Source organism: Pseudomonas sp. NPDC088368 (assembly GCF_044753445.1).
Lineage (GTDB): Bacteria > Pseudomonadota > Gammaproteobacteria > Pseudomonadales > Pseudomonadaceae > Aquipseudomonas > Aquipseudomonas bambusae.
Genome location: NZ_JBIVNG010000005.1, coordinates 318,227 through 333,553 on the forward strand (window position 1 = coordinate 318,227; position 15,327 = coordinate 333,553).

General features: G+C 56.7%; 18 protein-coding genes and 1 pseudogene. 5 read left to right on the forward strand and 14 right to left on the reverse strand.

Going from position 1 to position 15,327, the window contains the following annotated elements; genetic code table 11:
• Positions 1-1,335 carry an MFS transporter gene (locus ACIQAL_RS13000; RefSeq protein ID WP_401145838.1) on the forward strand — a complete coding sequence of 445 codons (1,335 nt, stop codon included), beginning with the start codon at positions 1-3 and terminating at the stop codon, positions 1,333-1,335.
• Positions 1,336-1,408: 73 nt separating this feature from the next.
• Here ACIQAL_RS13000 and ACIQAL_RS13005 read toward each other — a convergent pair whose 3' ends face one another.
• From ACIQAL_RS13005 to ACIQAL_RS13015, 3 genes are all read right to left on the reverse strand, one after another.
• Positions 1,409-1,768: a DUF3597 family protein gene (locus ACIQAL_RS13005; protein ID WP_401145841.1), complete on the reverse strand. Its 360-nt coding sequence runs from the start codon at positions 1,766-1,768 to the stop codon at positions 1,409-1,411.
• A 434-nt stretch (positions 1,769-2,202) separates the two neighbouring features.
• Entirely contained in the window at positions 2,203-3,267 is a 1,065-nt protein-coding gene (locus ACIQAL_RS13010; protein WP_401145843.1) for an FkbM family methyltransferase, read from the reverse strand.
• Between the two features lie 588 nt (positions 3,268-3,855).
• Complete coding sequence (locus ACIQAL_RS13015) at positions 3,856-4,866, reverse strand: DUF4917 family protein (RefSeq protein WP_401145845.1); 1,011 nt, start codon at positions 4,864-4,866, stop codon at positions 3,856-3,858.
• 138 nt (positions 4,867-5,004) lie between these two features.
• Between ACIQAL_RS13015 and ACIQAL_RS13020 the strand changes: the two are divergent.
• A pseudogene (locus ACIQAL_RS13020) lies at positions 5,005-5,430 on the forward strand (hypothetical protein); the annotation flags it as partial.
• Between the two features lie 266 nt (positions 5,431-5,696).
• On the opposite strand, the gene ACIQAL_RS13025 reads toward ACIQAL_RS13020, so the two are convergent.
• The 4 genes from ACIQAL_RS13025 to ACIQAL_RS13040 all read right to left on the reverse strand — a co-directional run bounded on the left by ACIQAL_RS13025 (position 5,697) and on the right by ACIQAL_RS13040 (position 8,560).
• The gene (locus ACIQAL_RS13025; RefSeq protein ID WP_401145847.1) at positions 5,697-6,236 is read right to left on the reverse strand and encodes a hypothetical protein; all 540 of its coding nucleotides are present in this window, start codon (positions 6,234-6,236) and stop codon (positions 5,697-5,699) included.
• 442 nt (positions 6,237-6,678) lie between these two features.
• Positions 6,679-7,827, reverse strand: coding sequence for a tyrosine recombinase XerC (xerC, locus tag ACIQAL_RS13030; protein ID WP_401145849.1), 1,149 nt, complete (start codon positions 7,825-7,827; stop codon positions 6,679-6,681).
• Positions 7,824-8,030, reverse strand: coding sequence for a hypothetical protein (locus ACIQAL_RS13035; protein WP_296187798.1), 207 nt, complete (start codon positions 8,028-8,030; stop codon positions 7,824-7,826). Before ACIQAL_RS13035 ends, xerC begins: the two co-directional genes overlap by 4 nt.
• Positions 8,027-8,560 carry a hypothetical protein gene (locus ACIQAL_RS13040; protein WP_401145851.1) on the reverse strand — a complete coding sequence of 178 codons (534 nt, stop codon included), beginning with the start codon at positions 8,558-8,560 and terminating at the stop codon, positions 8,027-8,029. Before ACIQAL_RS13040 ends, ACIQAL_RS13035 begins: the two co-directional genes overlap by 4 nt.
• 121 nt (positions 8,561-8,681) lie before the next feature.
• On the opposite strand from ACIQAL_RS13040, the gene ACIQAL_RS13045 reads away from it, so the two are divergent.
• Entirely contained in the window at positions 8,682-8,900 is a 219-nt protein-coding gene (locus ACIQAL_RS13045) for a hypothetical protein (protein WP_401145854.1), read from the forward strand.
• A 13-nt stretch (positions 8,901-8,913) separates the two neighbouring features.
• On the opposite strand, the gene ACIQAL_RS13050 is transcribed toward ACIQAL_RS13045, so the two are convergent.
• The 3 genes from ACIQAL_RS13050 to ACIQAL_RS13060 all read right to left on the reverse strand — a co-directional run bounded on the left by ACIQAL_RS13050 (position 8,914) and on the right by ACIQAL_RS13060 (position 11,336).
• Positions 8,914-9,840, reverse strand: coding sequence for a phosphohydrolase (locus tag ACIQAL_RS13050; protein ID WP_401145857.1), 927 nt, complete (start codon positions 9,838-9,840; stop codon positions 8,914-8,916).
• On the reverse strand, positions 9,821-10,351 hold the full coding sequence (locus ACIQAL_RS13055) for a hypothetical protein (protein WP_401145860.1): 531 nt from the start codon (positions 10,349-10,351) through the stop codon (positions 9,821-9,823). The genes ACIQAL_RS13050 and ACIQAL_RS13055 overlap by 20 nt, the downstream gene beginning before the upstream one ends.
• 277 nt (positions 10,352-10,628) lie before the next feature.
• Entirely contained in the window at positions 10,629-11,336 is a 708-nt protein-coding gene (locus ACIQAL_RS13060; RefSeq protein ID WP_401146216.1) for a hypothetical protein, read from the reverse strand.
• A gap of 519 nt (positions 11,337-11,855) precedes the next feature.
• Between ACIQAL_RS13060 and ACIQAL_RS13065 the strand changes: the two genes are divergently transcribed.
• Positions 11,856-12,074, forward strand: coding sequence for a hypothetical protein (locus ACIQAL_RS13065; RefSeq protein WP_401145862.1), 219 nt, complete (start codon positions 11,856-11,858; stop codon positions 12,072-12,074).
• A 127-nt stretch (positions 12,075-12,201) separates the two neighbouring features.
• A complete protein-coding gene (locus ACIQAL_RS13070; protein WP_401145864.1) occupies positions 12,202-12,492 on the forward strand; it encodes a hypothetical protein in 291 nt (96 codons plus the stop codon).
• Between the two features lie 58 nt (positions 12,493-12,550).
• Here the strand turns inward: ACIQAL_RS13070 and ACIQAL_RS13075 are convergent, their stop codons facing one another.
• The 4 genes from ACIQAL_RS13075 to ACIQAL_RS13090 form a co-directional block, all read right to left on the reverse strand.
• Positions 12,551-12,820, reverse strand: coding sequence for a DUF4031 domain-containing protein (locus ACIQAL_RS13075; protein ID WP_401145867.1), 270 nt, complete (start codon positions 12,818-12,820; stop codon positions 12,551-12,553).
• Complete coding sequence (locus ACIQAL_RS13080) at positions 12,817-13,401, reverse strand: hypothetical protein (RefSeq protein WP_401145869.1); 585 nt, start codon at positions 13,399-13,401, stop codon at positions 12,817-12,819. The genes ACIQAL_RS13075 and ACIQAL_RS13080 overlap by 4 nt, the downstream gene beginning before the upstream one ends.
• 69 nt (positions 13,402-13,470) lie before the next feature.
• Positions 13,471-14,394: a DNA cytosine methyltransferase gene (locus ACIQAL_RS13085; RefSeq protein WP_401145871.1), complete on the reverse strand. Its 924-nt coding sequence runs from the start codon at positions 14,392-14,394 to the stop codon at positions 13,471-13,473.
• A gap of 51 nt (positions 14,395-14,445) precedes the next feature.
• Positions 14,446-15,171: a hypothetical protein gene (locus ACIQAL_RS13090; protein ID WP_401145872.1), complete on the reverse strand. Its 726-nt coding sequence runs from the start codon at positions 15,169-15,171 to the stop codon at positions 14,446-14,448.
• Between the last annotated feature and the right edge of the window lie 156 nt (positions 15,172-15,327).

Sequence of the window (15,327 nt, forward strand, 5' to 3'; positions counted from 1 at the left end):
ATGACTATCTCCGTTCTAAACCCCAATAGCAGCGTCGTCGACGTTGTGAACGCCGAAAAAGCGTTGATCCGCAAAGTCGCGTGGCGGCTGATGCCGTTGATCATGGTCTGCTACCTGTTCGCGTTCTTTGACCGCATCAACATCAGCTTCGCCAAGTTTCAGCTGCAAACCGACCTGAGCCTGAGCGACACCGCGTACGGCCTCGGCGCGAGCCTGTTCGTCATCGGTTACGTGCTGTTCGAGGTGCCGAGCAACATCATGCTCTACAAGGTTGGCGCCCGCCGCTGGATTGCCCGGATCATGATTTCCTGGGGCATCGCGACTGCGCTGATGGTGTTCGTCAACGCTGAATGGCAGTTCTACGTGCTGCGCTTCATCATCGGCGCGATGGAAGCCGGTTTCGCACCCGGCGTACTGTTTTATCTGACGCTGTGGTTCCCACAAACCTACCGTGGGCGCATCACATCGATCCTGTTTCTCGCCTCGGCCTTCGCCGGTCTGCTCGGTGCGCCGATCTCCGGTCTGGTATTGGGTCACATGGACGGGGTCATGCAGATGCGCGGCTGGCACTGGCTGTTCCTGCTCGGCGGCCTGCCTTGCATTGCACTCGGTATCGCCGTGCTCAAGATCCTCAAGGACCGCGTTTCCGACGCCCACTGGCTGACCGATGCTGAAAAAACCTACCTTTCCAGCCGCATCGCCCAGCATGAGCCCAACAAACATGGCTCGCTGCTGACCGCCCTGAAGATGCCCGGCTTCCTGATGCTTGGCCTGATCTACTTTCTGATTCAGGTTGCGTCCTACGGCCTTAACTTCTGGGCGCCTCAGCTGATTCGCAGCGCAGGTGTCGAAAGCCCTGTCGTGATCGGCCTACTCACCGCCATTCCTTATATTTGTGGCGCGATCAGCATGGTCGTGATCGGTCGCCTGTCAGACGCCAGCGGCGAGCGTCGCAAATTTGTCTGCGGTCTGGTTGTGCTGGGCGCCATCGGCTTCTTCAGCGCCGGGATTTTCGCTCAGCACACCAGTATGCTGATCCTCTCCCTGGCCATGCTCGGTGGCGGCATCGTTGCCTCCATCCCGGCATTCTGGACCCTGCCACCAAAACTGCTGGCCGGTGCAGGCGCAGGCGCGGCAGGCGGCATCGCGCTGATCAACACCCTCGGCCAGTTCGGCGGCATCGTCAGCCCGATCATGGTCGGCAGCATCAAGGACATGACAGGCAGCACCACGCCAGCGCTGTACGTGATCGGCGTCACCAGCGTGATTGCGGCAGGTTTATTGTTGTGGGCGTTGCCCGAGAAGTTGCGGACATTGGACAAGAATCACGCCTGAAAACCGCGAGCTGCGCCTGACTTCAGGCGCAGCTTTTTGTGCAGGTATAAGGCCGCATCGTATCGTTCGGGCGTTATCCCTGAGTCGCCTTGTTCAACACGGCTTTATGCAACTCGATGTTCTGCTCCGCCGTGCCCTCATAGGAGGAAATCCCGACCTCCTCGGCCAACTTCTTCCGATTTTCCATGCTGCTGTCGAGCTTCAATGCCTTGAGCAAGTCAACGATGGACGACTGGGGATTCAGCCCTGGATTGCCCTCCTTCAACTTCGTAATTTCGGCGTTGAGCTGATCAGGCGTAGGCTGGCTACTTACTCCAGGAGAAGGCGGCGCGCTCCCCGTCGCGGGCGCAGTCGGCGCATCTGGCGATGCCTGCGTGCTGGCGTTGGCCGTCCCAAACCCGAGTTTTTCAAGAATGCTGCTGATAATGCTCATGGTAAGTCCCTTTTTTAGGTAATCGAACTGATCAGGGGATGGCCGACAGGCAGTTGCCCGTCCGTAGAGAATCGCCATCCCCGTCGTCGCGGCGACTGATATGTCTTCACAAAAGCCTGTGCGCACCAACACATGCGCGAAGCACGCACCTGCGCCATGCGAATTCAGGCTATGGAGCGAATACATTCCCCGAGACGGTCAAAACGGCTTCCATTGCTGGAAATGGGATCGTCACTGCCATGTGGGTGGGTGCAGTCCATAAAACGTGTGGCAGATCAGTCAGGTTGCAGCGTAGCCGCTATTTACTGGAGTGGTTTCGCTGAGGTTCGGTTCCTGCTACTCGTGAAGGATTGGGGGTATCGGACGAGTGGCGCTGCGCCGGCGGATGGCGAAAAGCAAGTTTGTTGGACGCTTTCGCCATCGTAGAAAGCGAGCTACATGTTCAGTTTTAGCAGGTCTTTTTGGTCATCCGTGTACACCACTACGTCCATGCACATTGATGCGTATTCGGTATAAATCTCAACCACCCGTTGGATATCTCTACCACACGGGACGATTTCTTCTGGCGTTTTTATCACCGCAATGTTGTATCTCTCATGCTTCAATAGCAATTCGAGGTATTGAGGCAACGTTACACCCGAGACTCGCTTAAGGAACTCGTCGGAAATTTCACTGATGATAAGGGGAGTGTGTTCGCGAAGAGTACGCTGCATGCCCTGCAGCGCCAGGTACTCGGCACCTTCAATGTCCATTTTAATCAGGTCAATCTTGATCGCAGGATCAATCAAATCATCCAGTGGCATGCAATAAACAACAGTGCACTTCAACAGATTCGCAAAATTGCTGTCCAGTCCACCGACATTGCCGCTGTTGCCGGCACTGTCATCATAACTGAGAAAACCTTTGCTCTTTGATAACGCAAAAGGCAGCACTTCGACATTCTCGCACTGGTTGAGGGCTATATTTTTTTGAATGAGTTTAATGTTGTAGGCGTAGGGCTCAATAGCAAAAACCTTCCCAGTGTCAGACACCTTTTTCGACGCCAGGACCGAAAAATAACCAATGTTTGCACCGATATCCACGAACGTCATCCCGGGCGCCAGTACACACTCAATGACAGATGTAACCCCCGGTTCGTAAGTCTTTGCAGTCCTGAGCAACCCGCACACCTCATCCATGCTGCTGATGCAGATCGACAGGTTATCAAGCTCGACGATTTCGTGAGCCGTATTGGCCATCACAATCGAAGATGTATCTCTTTCTTTAAACTCAGCAGCGCTCAGAAACTTGTTAACCACGGTTTGAAGTTGCTGGCCTGCAGCAAGTTTATGCCCGTGCCATTCTTTGATCGAAGGAGAACGCCCCAGTAACAACCTAAAGCAGCTGCGAATATCTTCTTCTGTTGCTGTGTAGGGGCCAATTGCTGCTTCGTCTGATATCGGCAGGATTTTCTCTGGCGCGTCCCTGAAAAAGCCCAGCAGCCGTTCGATCATCATCATCAACCTCCTCTGTTTAAATGAGTGTCGGCCGGGATTTAACGTCATTTGTTTTTCGACAAACAAGAGGGCTTATTGCACGGTGATCAGGGAAACGAAGAATCTTCAGACATTGCCTGTTATTGTGTAGGAAAAGTCCATTGCGATAATCACAGTTCGCACTGGAAAGCATGCATTTCTCGGTATATCTGCGAGACCGTATGGTTGAGGACTGGTCACATCGCGTGACAATTTGGATGATCGCAAACGATCTTCCCGAATCAATGGATGGCGAGTGTCTGGATAAGCCTGACGAGGATCATGTAGGCAGATGGCGAGGCTGGATAGGGGGCGTTTGACTCCAGGCCGTTGATTGGCCGGAGTGATTTGGAAGGAAAGCCGCAGGTACGGTAAAAAGACAAAAGGCCCGCATTTCTGCGAGCCCTTGTTTTGTATGGTGCCGGCACCAGGAGTCGAACCGGCGCCTACTGATTACAAGTCATGTGAATTTAACGATAGAAACAGCTATTTAGAAAAAATGTTGTCAGGTCACGGATACGTTTAGAGCCGCTATTACCGGGCTCATCTTCCATCCGTTACGCATGCGGCGAGCTACCAAAAAAGACGTGGGCGGGGCGGGCGTGGGTTGTTCCAGCACCCTTCACTAGCAGAGTCGAAGAAAACTACTTCCTCAACGCCTATGGTTTCCAGGATTCTTTCGGCTGTCACTGCGAACGGTTGGTTACCATTACGGACTGATATAGCAACCCGTCTCGGTGGGCGTTGACCAAGCTTGTCCACGATGTGCTGATCCTGTTCTGACATGCTCCAGCCATAAATGACCAATGATTCTTGGATATCCGGCAATACCTCGCTAAATACCCTCTGCAGATAGGAAGAGCTTCGTATCGAATCTTTTTTGTGGTGAGTGGTGCCTTCACAAACGAACAGAGGAACGCAGATCTCACTTTCCCATTGGCGAAGAATCGTCTCAAGAAGAGGTCCGTTTCCTCTGTCCACCTTACCTTCGCCGTTTTGTGTTCTCTTTAGTGCGAGGTTCCCGTGAGGATAAAAATACAGAGTCGCCCCTTCTGCTGCCCTGTAGGGTCGGCGGAATTGCTGCCAGTCCTCGCTAAACTGTCCCGTTTGGAAAGCGTCTTTGAACCACGTGACACCGAGCTGATCATTGCCGAGCTGTGCTGCCCAATAGACGATCAGGTCATAGTTGAGCGAAACGACGGTTTGGAAGCGCTTCATAAATTCATAGATATGGGGCAAGTGCGGCTCGGCGTCCCTTGGCGTGATATGTGAGGCTCTAACTGTGGCTATCAGTGCTGCCCGAACCTCGGTGTACGCCTCCTGTACTCTCACAAAGGGCAAGTCTAATGCATTGAGGACTAGCTTGGTGTGCCAAAGCTTCCGTAGTACCTCTTCGAAATCGTTGACGCCAAACTGGCGAAAAATTTTAGCAACCTGCGGTGTGATGAATCCGCGGTTGACAGCTTCGCTGTACAAGCTGGCGTAACCAAAACCCTTATGAAGCGCGATACTGGCTCCATTTCCAAGCAAAAGGCCATCTGTGAAATCAGCTTCAATATCCTTCCAATCAAGTATGTCTGGCATAGTTTCAATCCTTGCGGCCCCTGTTCGCTGATCATCCGGTTCATGTTCCCGATGGGTCGACCACCGGGAAGCTGTGATCATATACGTCCATCATTTTGGCATCACGGTGGCGCTTGCTTCCTGCTTATCCGCTCGATTGCCGTAGGTGGCGTGAAGAAGATCGAGGCGCTGGGCGCGCTCAAGCTGTTGTCGGGCGGGTCTGCGAGCCTGGCGGCGGTGGACGATCTGCATTTGGCCACCGGGCAGGACCTGAACCTGGCCGTGGGGCAGAAACATAATGCGGCGGTGGCCAGGGATATGGTGGAGCGGATTCAGGTGATTCGGGAGAGTGTGAGTCAGATCAGTCAGCGGCTTGTTGCACCGAAGAATCATGCGGGGTCGGAGAGTGTGAAGACCTTCAAGGTGCTGTGCAATACGCTGGACGTGGTGCAGGAGATGGCCACGCAGCTAGCGGGGCATGGGCATCCGCTGCTTGGGGCGCCGCCGACGAATGCAGAGGCATTCGGGGGAGCGGCGGGTAAAGCAGAAGCGCTTTCAAAACGTTTAGCAACCGCAACTGGCTGATGCAGGACTCCAGCCTCACGTTGTCGGAGGGCTCTGCCGCCGACGTGCGTACGGGTAGTGTACGGATAGTCTACCCCCCGGATTTTGGGATTTGGCTCCTAGCCTGAGGTGGGATCCAGGCTGCGCGACTGTCTGCGGTCGCTTTTATCAAATGGTCCCCAATACGCCCCCCCTGATGGATGCGCTAGCAGGTAAGGAGCGCTGGAAACCTTGAACTCATTGGAGCGGGTGAAGGGAATTGAACCCTCGTTATCAGCGCAGAGGCCTTAGCGAATCAAATCAGGTCGATAGACAACCGTGGGAAACTCTCCACGAACCTCGATTTCATAAAGGAATTTTTTTGTCGACTCGTTCTTGTTTTCCATCGATCGCATACCGAGGGTGAAAGTAAGCTCGACGCGGTTCTGGCTGTACCTCGCTTCGCGAATATGTTGAATACCCACCTGTGTTATGAAGCCGCCGTCAAAGTTGAAACCTAGGCCATTCGTTCCTATCAGGACCCAGTCATGTTGATCAGAACCTGGAAAGCTCTCATCACCAATTCGCAGGCGAATTTCTGAAACCTTGATGTTGCATGGATGGGGACCAACGTTCACTGGTTGGATTACAACGTGAAATTTGGTATCTCCTGCATCCATCTGTACGGGCACAGCGGTAACCAAGGGCACAACGTAAGGCCGGTATTTCGCTAGGTACTCTCGCTTCAGATAAGCAAGGGTGCGCCAGGCAAGGACAAACGCGCCGATGGCTGCGAAGGCGGTTACGGCATTGGCATAGTTGTTTGAAAAATCTTTCAGCCATTCCATGGGCAGCTCGCTTGTTACGGCCAACAGAAAAAGCAAAGGCCCGCATTTCTGCGAGCCCTTGTTTTGTATGGTGCCGGCACCAGGAGTCGAACCCGGGACCTACTGATTACAAGTCAGCTGCCTTATCGCCAATCTGTCTACGTTGCAGGCATTTTAATGTACGCGAGGCATAAGCTTGAAGCCAAACGGGCCGAGGACCTACCCGGTTATTGTACGTAGGGATTCGGGTCGCAATCTTCGGGTCTGGCACGGTCGTGGACTGTGGATAACTGAGGTCGGGCAACTGATCCAAACGCTCCGTCCGGAGGATGGTGCGGGGTTCGTGGGAGAGCTCGAAGGGAGGGAAGGGTGCTTTGAGCGATCCGCTTTCGCGGTTATTGAAGGGGGGGGGGGAGAGTAGCCGTTATTTGAAGCGACTGTTCAACCGAAGTTGAAGAGCGATTTACTCAGCTGACGGATTAACGATCGGCAAACTCAGGTCATAAACATCCATCATGGATTCGTCTTTGTGCCCTGAAGCTTCTTGCTTATCGGACCTATTCCCGACTGTGTCGGTGATGCCTTTTCGCTTGAAGTCGTGCATCCCAAATCGTTGCTCTTCGGTTAGAACTTTCTTGTCGATTGCCTGGATAATTAATCGTTGGAAGGCGGAATCCAGACCTGACTTCGAAAGTTGCCCACCGCTGGCGGAAACGATCAGGAACCGTTGCTCAGGACGGAATGGCACCGGTTTTTTTCGCCGCTGCCAGATTTCATTCCTCACCGTCTTGGCGGCGTCCCATGCCGCGCGAAGCCGGGGAGTCCAGCGCACGATGTTGTCGCGGCTGCCTTTGCGCCTGTTGGTCAGCACTCCTTCAGGCAGTTCGTTCTCGTCAGTGAGGGTGATGGTCTCGATCCCCCGTAGCCGGCATAGATAGCCAATCTCCATGACATACCAAAGGTAGGGCGAGCAGGCGCCGGGCTGTCCGCGCTTGAGCTGACCCTGTTGATGCGCGAACCGGATGAGGTTGGTCATCACCGCAGAATCAGGCAGACGTCGTTGTTTCCGCTCTTTGGGCGCCTCGATGCCCTTGGCTGGGTTATCGGTCACGAATCCACGGTTACGGCCCCATTGCATCGTGCGGCGCAGATAGCGAAGGGCATGAGCGGCTTTCGATGGCGTGCCTTGTTGAGCGATCTTGTCGATGATCCGTTGAATCAGGGCCGGGGTGAATTTCTTCACTGCCAGCTCACCCAAGGGCTTGCCCAGCTTGGTGGGATAGTCCAGAAGCACGTCGCGCGAGTAGCAATAGTCGTCCTGAGTTTTCTGGCCCAGGCTAGTGAACTGCAGGCTTTTGTGGAACTCGGCGCACAGGTATTGGAGGCTGTCGCGGTCAATGCCCTTGCGATCCTCGATGAGCCGATGCAGCTCGGATAGGGTGACGTTCGCTGCGCAAAGATTCGCGCGCTGACGCCGGCCAGCCTCATTGAAATACAGGATGTACCAGCAGCCGGACCCTCGATGGTCGAAATAGACGTCGCGCGGGAGGGCCGTCTGATCAATGTGTCCAGGGATGTTCGGGTTGTGCTGGCGCTTCCGGCCTCTTTTCATACGATCTCCGCACCGTATTTGTCTTCATCCATCGGCTTCAGACCGCCCGCCTGATTCACCAGGTCGACGGTCGTCCACGGTCCGTTGCGGCCGAGGAATATCCGGATTCCCTGCCCGCGCAGCGTCCGCTCGACGTCGGCGCGGCGCGTATAGCCGGTGATCCGCTGCAACTCTTGGAATTCCAGAACTGTAGCTGCGCTCATAGCGGGTTGCCTTCTTCTGTTGCGCTGTCGAAGCGTGGTTGTTTATTTGCTTTGGCGTGGCCAACACACGCGCGCCTCGGCTCACCGGTCTCATCCATGTAGGCGTGACACAGGAAACCTTTCGGATCGTGCGCTTTGTAAGCCGCGTCCGATGTGGCGATAGGTGATTGATTCGCTATCGACCCAAGCCGGTAGGCGCACCCATGGCACGCGCCTTTCGGGTCACACAGGCTGGCAAGAACCACGCCTTGGCATGCGCCGATGATTGTCGGCATGTTCACGCTGGTGAATCTGTCGGGGTGCACGCCGCATTCCTCGATGAGCACTTGGTCGCTCATCTCCGCGCAGTTCGCGACGACAGAATTGGCCATGCCGATGAACTGCGAGAAAAACTCGATCAAGTTGTGCTCACCATTCCGTTCCAAAAACTCCGCCAGCAGCTCAACGCGCTTTGCCGGATCGAACTGAACAATCCCTGCCAGTTCGAGCGCGACCCTGGGGCTCATGCGGTATTCAGTATTCGCAGGCATGCGTATCTCCTGCCCGCGGTAATGCAGGCTATATTGGGCAGTTGGTAATAGCCGCTCATCGGAACTTGAGCACTATCAGGAGGTTGGCTACTCAACTGAGTAACCAGAGGAAAAGGAATTTATGCAACCGGAAGTATTTGATACCCCCAACGCGCTCGATCTCATCAAAGAGCTCGACAACGCTACCGAGCAGATGATGGCGATTTCAGTCGACCTCATCGGCACTCTTGAATGGCAAGAAGCCTTTGATCGACAACAGCGCGCCTTTCGTAGCTGGCGCGACTATCTCTACAACAAGGCCGACGAGAAACCGCCGGCGCGACTGTTGCACATTGCTTGATTGACGCTATCCGTCAACGTGTCAGCTCGTGGCCGAAAGGCACGCGAAAGCCTGACGCATTGCGATGCCCGCCACCGCCGTACTGCTTGGCCACTTCAGAGACGTCTAGGCCCGCATCGGTGCTTCTTAAGCTGAAGACTCGCCCATCTGGCGTATCCCAGTAGCAGGCAGCGAATGGCTCACCTTGTGCCATGAGGTGTCCCGCATCGCTGGTTAGCGTGTATGGCAGGCTGGCGGCCGGAACGTCATGTCCGCCGATCACCAATCGCCGCTTGGTCACCGCTACCAGTTCCGCGATGTCTTTGTGATGCTTGCGCTCGATCGCGGCGCCGTCGGCCCGCATTGCCTGCACGTCGGCCTCCATCAACTGATCCCAAACCTCAAAGTCGTAGGGATAGCTGAACAGGTTGGCCTGGATTTCCCGAGTGCCATCCAACTTGAACAGCCATAGGTCGCGGTCCTCGATGTGGCGGAGCAACTGCGGAGGCTCCTGGGCAGGGAAAAAGTGATCCCACGCCAGCATCGCGCCGCTTCTGTTCATGTCGAAACAGCAGGCTATCGCAGGGCCGCCTTGACTCATGGCCATGTCGTGAGCAGTTTTCCATCCAAGCAGGGGCGATCCGTTGTCGTGGCGGATGTCGTTTTCAATGCCGGCATGGAACGGCCCAAAGCGCGCCAGATCTTCCGCTGCGCTTTTGTGGTGGTCCAGCACAATGATGCTGTGTGCCTGGCGCGCGAGGCTCGACAGAACGTCGTACTTGTAGCTGAAGTCGACCAAGATGACGTTCTTTCCGGTCACATCCGGCGGCTCTTGTCCGTACACGCCCGCCACAAACTCCACGCCATCGCCGAGAGCTTTGCGGACCACCCAGGCGGCGCCAAACCCGTCGGCGCAGTTGCCGTGGTAGATGCACATCGTTTTACGTTGGATATCCGTCATGAGTCTCTCCGGGTGCAGCGCGATCTAATGGTGGGTATTTTGCCAAGACTTGGTCGGCGACTGTCATCGCAGCTTGGGCATCGTTGACGTAGGCCGGGTCGAAGCCACCGCATAGATGAATTGTTGCCTGGCATGCGCGGAGGTTTTCACGATTCAGCTTCAACGCTGCGGTCAGTTCCTCGCGCGCAGCGCCTTCTGCTCGGCCAAGGTCCCAGAACCGTTTCGCCCAATGACCTTCCGGCGGCGCGTTCGTGTTCTGGTAACCGAAGGCCATGGCACCGGAGATGACATCGCACAGTTCGCGCTTGTAGGTGTTTTCGCCGTCGACGCCGGCGCCGATCTGACGCAGCTTGTCGATCGCCACGTCAAACTCCAGCTGCGATGGTTTGTTGCGGTCAGTGAAAGACTGGTAGTGCTTCAGCAGCGGCACGTCGTCGATCATGCAGTAGTCGAGGATGCGCTTGCGCAGCCTGGCGTTTTCTTCCTTCAGGCTTTCAATTGTATCGGACACAGTTGATACCTCGCCCGCCGTACACCGGCAGGCATGTGGATAGATGGGGAAGGGGTTTAAAAATAGTGGCGCTATGCTATATATTCGTTTTTCAGGGAGGTGCACATGTCGACCAATTACCAAGCGCAGTACAAGTCATCCGCTACACAACAATGGCAGACGAAGACCTATGGCTCGGAGATGGGTTGCATGCAGGAGCTTGCGCGTCTCCGGGAGAAATATCCTTTTGCTCGGGTTATTGATCCCCAGGGTCGCGTTGTAAGTTGAACTAGCCCATTCAAGGCAAGCGCCGGAAGGTTATTACCCATACCCATGGGTTTTTGTCCCAGCTACCGGCGCCATTAATGGCTTCCCACAATTTGCGCCAAGCTGCTGGGAACCAGTCCCGGTAGTTAGGCGACACATCGTCGCTCGCCAGTTCTGGTGGACACTCCAAGCCTTCCGCCCGAATGTCGCGGCGGCTGATATCTTGCAGCCGCTCGACGCGCACATCTGTGATCTCCAGCAGGATGCGGCTGGCCCGACGGGGCATGTGGATGCTCGGCTTCCATGCGGAGCGATCATCACCGCCGCCGTCATCATCACTGGCCCATACCGCCTCACGGTCGGCTCGGTAGATCGCGTGCCCAGAGTAATAACCGCGGCCGAAAGGCATCTCCCGGATCGGCGTGGCAGGGCGGTCAGGCACCCAGTCAATCATGTTACCGTGCTCGTCGAAGTCGTGACTGATCACCCCCCACGTCTCGCGCACCCACAGCCGGTCGCCTGGCTGGCCGTAGGGGCAGTGACTCTTGACGAAGTGCCTAGTCATTGGCGTGCCGTCCAAATCCTGCCCGTAGTTGTATTGCCCCACGCAGAAATTTCCGCTCGCATCGATATGCGGCTGCACTTTGAGCGCGCGGCGCGTGACTGACTTCCGGCCTTCCAGAATGGCGCGCACCATCGGCGCCGAGAACAGGATCGGGCGTTCTTTAATGCTGTTCATCGGTCTCTCGAAGTAGAACACCACCGGCGCCACTGTCTCGACGATCAGGCCGTACGCTTTCGCGAGCCGATAGATGGGGTGATAGAGGTTGAGGCTATTGACGTGGCCCACCAGGAATGCGCGCCAGGCTTCCAGCGGCATTTGCGACTTGCTCAGGTTGCAGGGCGCGCAGGCGGGCATCATGTTGTTGAGGTTGTGGTTCTGCGGGCGTTCGGCGTTGCCCTCCCAGCGATGGCTGGTGCCGCGCCGAACCGATTGAAGATGGTCGGCGTGCCACTTCAGTCCAAGTTCTATGCCGCAGTACGCGCAACGGCCGCCGTATTTCATGCGGACCTGCTCGCGCTCATGTTTCTTCAGGCGCACAGTTGCTCCTTCACCACGCTTAGGCGCAGTCGGAAATTGGGATAGTTAACGGGAGTTTTCACCGCTGATCCGATCGGGTTGAATTACCCAATCAATTACGGCTCACAGATAGATGGAATCGATAACCGATTGCTTTCAGCAGAAAGGTTTTTCCGAATGCAAACCTCAGATGACTTCCGTTTTACCGCGCATACGCTCCTGCTAGCTCTGGATGAATCAACCATCAACATGATGAAAATGGTGATGATTTCCACGATGGGAAATGCTGCGTGGAAGACAGCGGTCATTGCACAGGAAGCTTCCTTCGCAGCACTGCATCTGCATTTGGGTCATCCTGACGCTCCAGCCCTGATGCAGCAGGGTTACGGCAAGTAGACCCGGCACCCTCGATACCGAAGTTGGTCCTTTGATCTGCCATATTTCGACTGCATAATCCTCTCCGAATTGGGGGGATGCTATGCGGATACGCGGCCAAAAGTACTGGGATTGGAACAAGTCTGACTTGCATTTCCGCGACCATGACGAGCGACTCGACGACGGAAAATCGATCAACATCCAGGTACGTCACTGCCCGGCAGTGGGTGTTCAGCTATTTATCGGTGTGTACGCCTCAAGCGGCGCGATGCTGTTTGAAGAGGTTTACGACTCGCGTCCTGACCATACGATGACCCAGGCTATCAAATGGGGCGTCGGTCGAGCTTACGAGCTGATCGGCAAGAAGTCGCTCAGGAACTCCGCGGACTCAGCGAAGCCTGAGCCACTGCCGCGTAAAGGGTCTCGCCGCTATAAATAAACATCGGCTTTCGGGCGGAATGTAAGTTTTTCTGGGCTGGTGTAGGATTTTCTGCGGGTTACTTGTGCAGCAGAGCTTTTCGCCGCCCGTTGATGATAGCGACCAGTTCGTCTCGATCAATTTCCTTTGCGCCCAATTGAACGGCGCACGCCCGCTTGCTCAGGCAGATGTCGTAGTGGCTCTTCACCGTGCCGGGGAACTGGTGCCAGCGCCGCGCGATGCCGATTTTGTCGGCCATGGCGTGCAGCTCCTCCTCGGTGTCGGCGAGCATGTGGCACATCTTCATACGACGGTAAGGGATCTGTTCTTTGTCGACATAGACGGTCATGGCTGCTCACCTGTGTAGATGCGCCAATCGATCTTCTTGCCCTTCACCAGGAAGCCCCAGTCGCCTTTCCAGCGGCTGGTGATGAACAGCGTCCACACGCCGCCCCCGCTGACCGAGTCAATGCGGTGGTACTCGCCGTGCTTCAGTCTGGCGGTGTCACCAAGACGACGGTCGATGTATTCCGTGGCCTCCCAAGCTTTTTCCCAAGTGCCCAACTTCGCAGCAGCATCCATCCGCAGCGAGGTCAGCGCAGGATCGCCAGCTTCGAGGAGCCGCTGCTCTGTGTAGCTGCCACGCAGGATCACGGTGCGCGCGTTCCAGGGGTGATCGTGCAAGTCTCGGTCAGCATCCGGGCGCAGGATGTGATGGATCCGGATCGACCACGGGAACCAGGAGTGCTTGCCGACGTGGGTCTCCCGGTCGTACGGGTTGAACAGCCACCACCGGCCCATGTAGGTGTCCTGGCCATCGGCTGACATGATGTGCTGGTAGGGCGTGCGCTGAGCGCGGGCGATCAACCAGTCGGCAATAGCAGGGCGCGCCAGCAGCTTGGCCAGCAGGCGCCAGATCAGATTTCTCATGTGGATATCCCTGTAACCCATACAGGTTACTTTTCGAGATGTAACCTCTGGAGGTTACGGTGGGGTTGGTCAGGCGGTAGCCATCAGCGCTTCGATTACGCGCTGTCCAGCGAGCGGAGGAACCGCGTTTCCGGCCATGTGCATGGTCAGCTTGTGGCTTTTGGGGCGGAGGGTGTCGGCAGGGAAGGATTGGGCCCCCAGCGCCTCGCTGGCGCTGAGCATCCGCATCTCATCGCCGCGCACCAGCGCCCAACGGTCGAGCGTGGTGATGGTGCCAATCGGTCTGTTCATATCGCGCCCGGTCAGGCCGGAGCCCTTCCCGTAATACGGCATGATGAACTGATCGCCGAAGCGCTCGCGCCCATTGCGAACTCGGTTGAGCGTGGCCAGCGCCCGGCCCGGTCGCTCGATCGTCGACCATCTCCCAGCGTTGAAGTCCAGAAAGCTGGCAGCGGGCACGTGTTGATGCCGGTGCAACTCGAGCATCAAAGGCGCCTTGCTAAGTGTCAGCACCAGAAACAGTCTGACGCGGTGCTGGGGAACGCCCAGATCTGCACAGTCCACGACGTGCGGCGCGACCTGGTATCCAAGAGCCTGAACAGCAGAGACCCAAGCGGGGTAGAGTGCCCAGTCGGTGAACTCCTGAACGTTCTCGACCAGTGCCACCCCAGGCCGGTGAAACTCCAAGGCCGACACAACTGCCCAGGCTGTTGAGCGTGAGGCATCGTGCTGTGGATTGCCGTTCGCTTGCCCGCGGGCCTTCGAGTGACCTTGGCAGCACGGCGACGCCAGCAGTATGTCGTGGGCGGGCACCTGCTCCCAGCGGGCTTGGTGCAGGTCTTGGCAGATGTGCTGGGTGTCCGGGTGGTTGGCTGCGTGCCACTCGACCGCCACCGGCCAGTGGTTTGCCGCCCAGAGAACTTCGACACCCGCCTTGCGGGCACCGGTAGACCATCCGCCGAGCCCGGCGAACAAATCGATTGCAGTGGTCATGCTGATCCTCGCCAGTGGCGTGATTCAAAGGGGAAGGGGTGGGTCAGGCGCTCAGAGCGCCATTTCGGTTTGCGATTCGCGAAGCCAGACAGGAGCGCTGTTATGCGCCTCGATTCGGTCGGCGATCACGTTGGCGCGCTGCCCGGCGGTTGGCGGGGCGTACATGCCGAACCGGCTGATGCTGCCGCCGTTGACTGCGGCGTTTGTCGAGTCGGCCGAGGCAAAAGGAAGGTGCTGGAAGATGGCCGGGTCAAGCATGCGTAGCCCGTGCAGGCGGCAAGTTGGCCGGCCTTGTTCATCACAGATGGCATCCATCGCAGCACTCATCCGCTTCCACCACGATCCGGTGCCGGGCGTGGCCCACTGCCCGGAACTGCCCAGGGCAACAGTTCCCCAACACCGGGCGAGTCGCTGCAACCGCTCAAGCGATTCGTGCAGGTGCCAAACTGGCACGCCCCGCAGTTCCTCCGGCCACTGGCGAACGAGGTCGTCGTTCGCCTCTTCGTCGCCGTCGATCACGTCCGGAATCAGCGCCCAAATGAAACCAGGGTGCCGGTGCCAGTCTTCAACCCACCGCGTGTAACCGTCGACGTCGACCTGGCCCCCTTTCTTCCAGACCGTGAACGCACCATTGTCGAAAACAAACGACTTGCACACATCGGCGACGATCCCTAGATCGTCTTTGCGCGGAAATGGCACCAGCGCGTGCCGGCCGGCGAGGAACTTCGCGGCGTCCTCGCGCTTACCGCCGACTGGCGTGCCGTGATAGTGGATCATTGGTCGATTCCATGCGAGTTAGGAGCGGCCTACGCCTTATCACCTCAACTACGGAGGTCGTCATGGGCGAAGCCATGGAAGTGGCAATGAAGCCGGAGATCAAGGCTCTGTCATGGCACTGGCAGCCATATCGGTAGTTAGCTAAGCTTTACTTTC

Bases quoted from the DNA above. Each gene is read 5' to 3' on its own strand.
- ACIQAL_RS13000 (WP_401145838.1), top strand. From the start codon at position 1: ATGACTATCTCCGTTCTAAACCCCAATAGCAGCGTCGTCGACGTTGTG.
- ACIQAL_RS13005 (WP_401145841.1), bottom strand. From the start codon at position 1,768: ATGAGCATTATCAGCAGCATTCTTGAAAAACTCGGGTTTGGGACGGCC.
- ACIQAL_RS13010 (WP_401145843.1), bottom strand. From the start codon at position 3,267: ATGATGATGATCGAACGGCTGCTGGGCTTTTTCAGGGACGCGCCAGAG.
- ACIQAL_RS13015 (WP_401145845.1), bottom strand. From the start codon at position 4,866: ATGCCAGACATACTTGATTGGAAGGATATTGAAGCTGATTTCACAGAT.
- ACIQAL_RS13025 (WP_401145847.1), bottom strand. From the start codon at position 6,236: ATGGAATGGCTGAAAGATTTTTCAAACAACTATGCCAATGCCGTAACC.
- xerC (WP_401145849.1), bottom strand. From the start codon at position 7,827: ATGAAAAGAGGCCGGAAGCGCCAGCACAACCCGAACATCCCTGGACAC.
- ACIQAL_RS13035 (WP_296187798.1), bottom strand. From the start codon at position 8,030: ATGAGCGCAGCTACAGTTCTGGAATTCCAAGAGTTGCAGCGGATCACC.
- ACIQAL_RS13040 (WP_401145851.1), bottom strand. From the start codon at position 8,560: ATGCCTGCGAATACTGAATACCGCATGAGCCCCAGGGTCGCGCTCGAA.
- ACIQAL_RS13045 (WP_401145854.1), top strand. From the start codon at position 8,682: ATGCAACCGGAAGTATTTGATACCCCCAACGCGCTCGATCTCATCAAA.
- ACIQAL_RS13050 (WP_401145857.1), bottom strand. From the start codon at position 9,840: ATGACGGATATCCAACGTAAAACGATGTGCATCTACCACGGCAACTGC.
- ACIQAL_RS13060 (WP_401146216.1), bottom strand. From the start codon at position 11,336: ATGAACAGCATTAAAGAACGCCCGATCCTGTTCTCGGCGCCGATGGTG.
- ACIQAL_RS13065 (WP_401145862.1), top strand. From the start codon at position 11,856: ATGCAAACCTCAGATGACTTCCGTTTTACCGCGCATACGCTCCTGCTA.
- ACIQAL_RS13075 (WP_401145867.1), bottom strand. From the start codon at position 12,820: ATGACCGTCTATGTCGACAAAGAACAGATCCCTTACCGTCGTATGAAG.
- ACIQAL_RS13080 (WP_401145869.1), bottom strand. From the start codon at position 13,401: ATGAGAAATCTGATCTGGCGCCTGCTGGCCAAGCTGCTGGCGCGCCCT.
- ACIQAL_RS13085 (WP_401145871.1), bottom strand. From the start codon at position 14,394: ATGACCACTGCAATCGATTTGTTCGCCGGGCTCGGCGGATGGTCTACC.
- ACIQAL_RS13090 (WP_401145872.1), bottom strand. From the start codon at position 15,171: ATGATCCACTATCACGGCACGCCAGTCGGCGGTAAGCGCGAGGACGCC.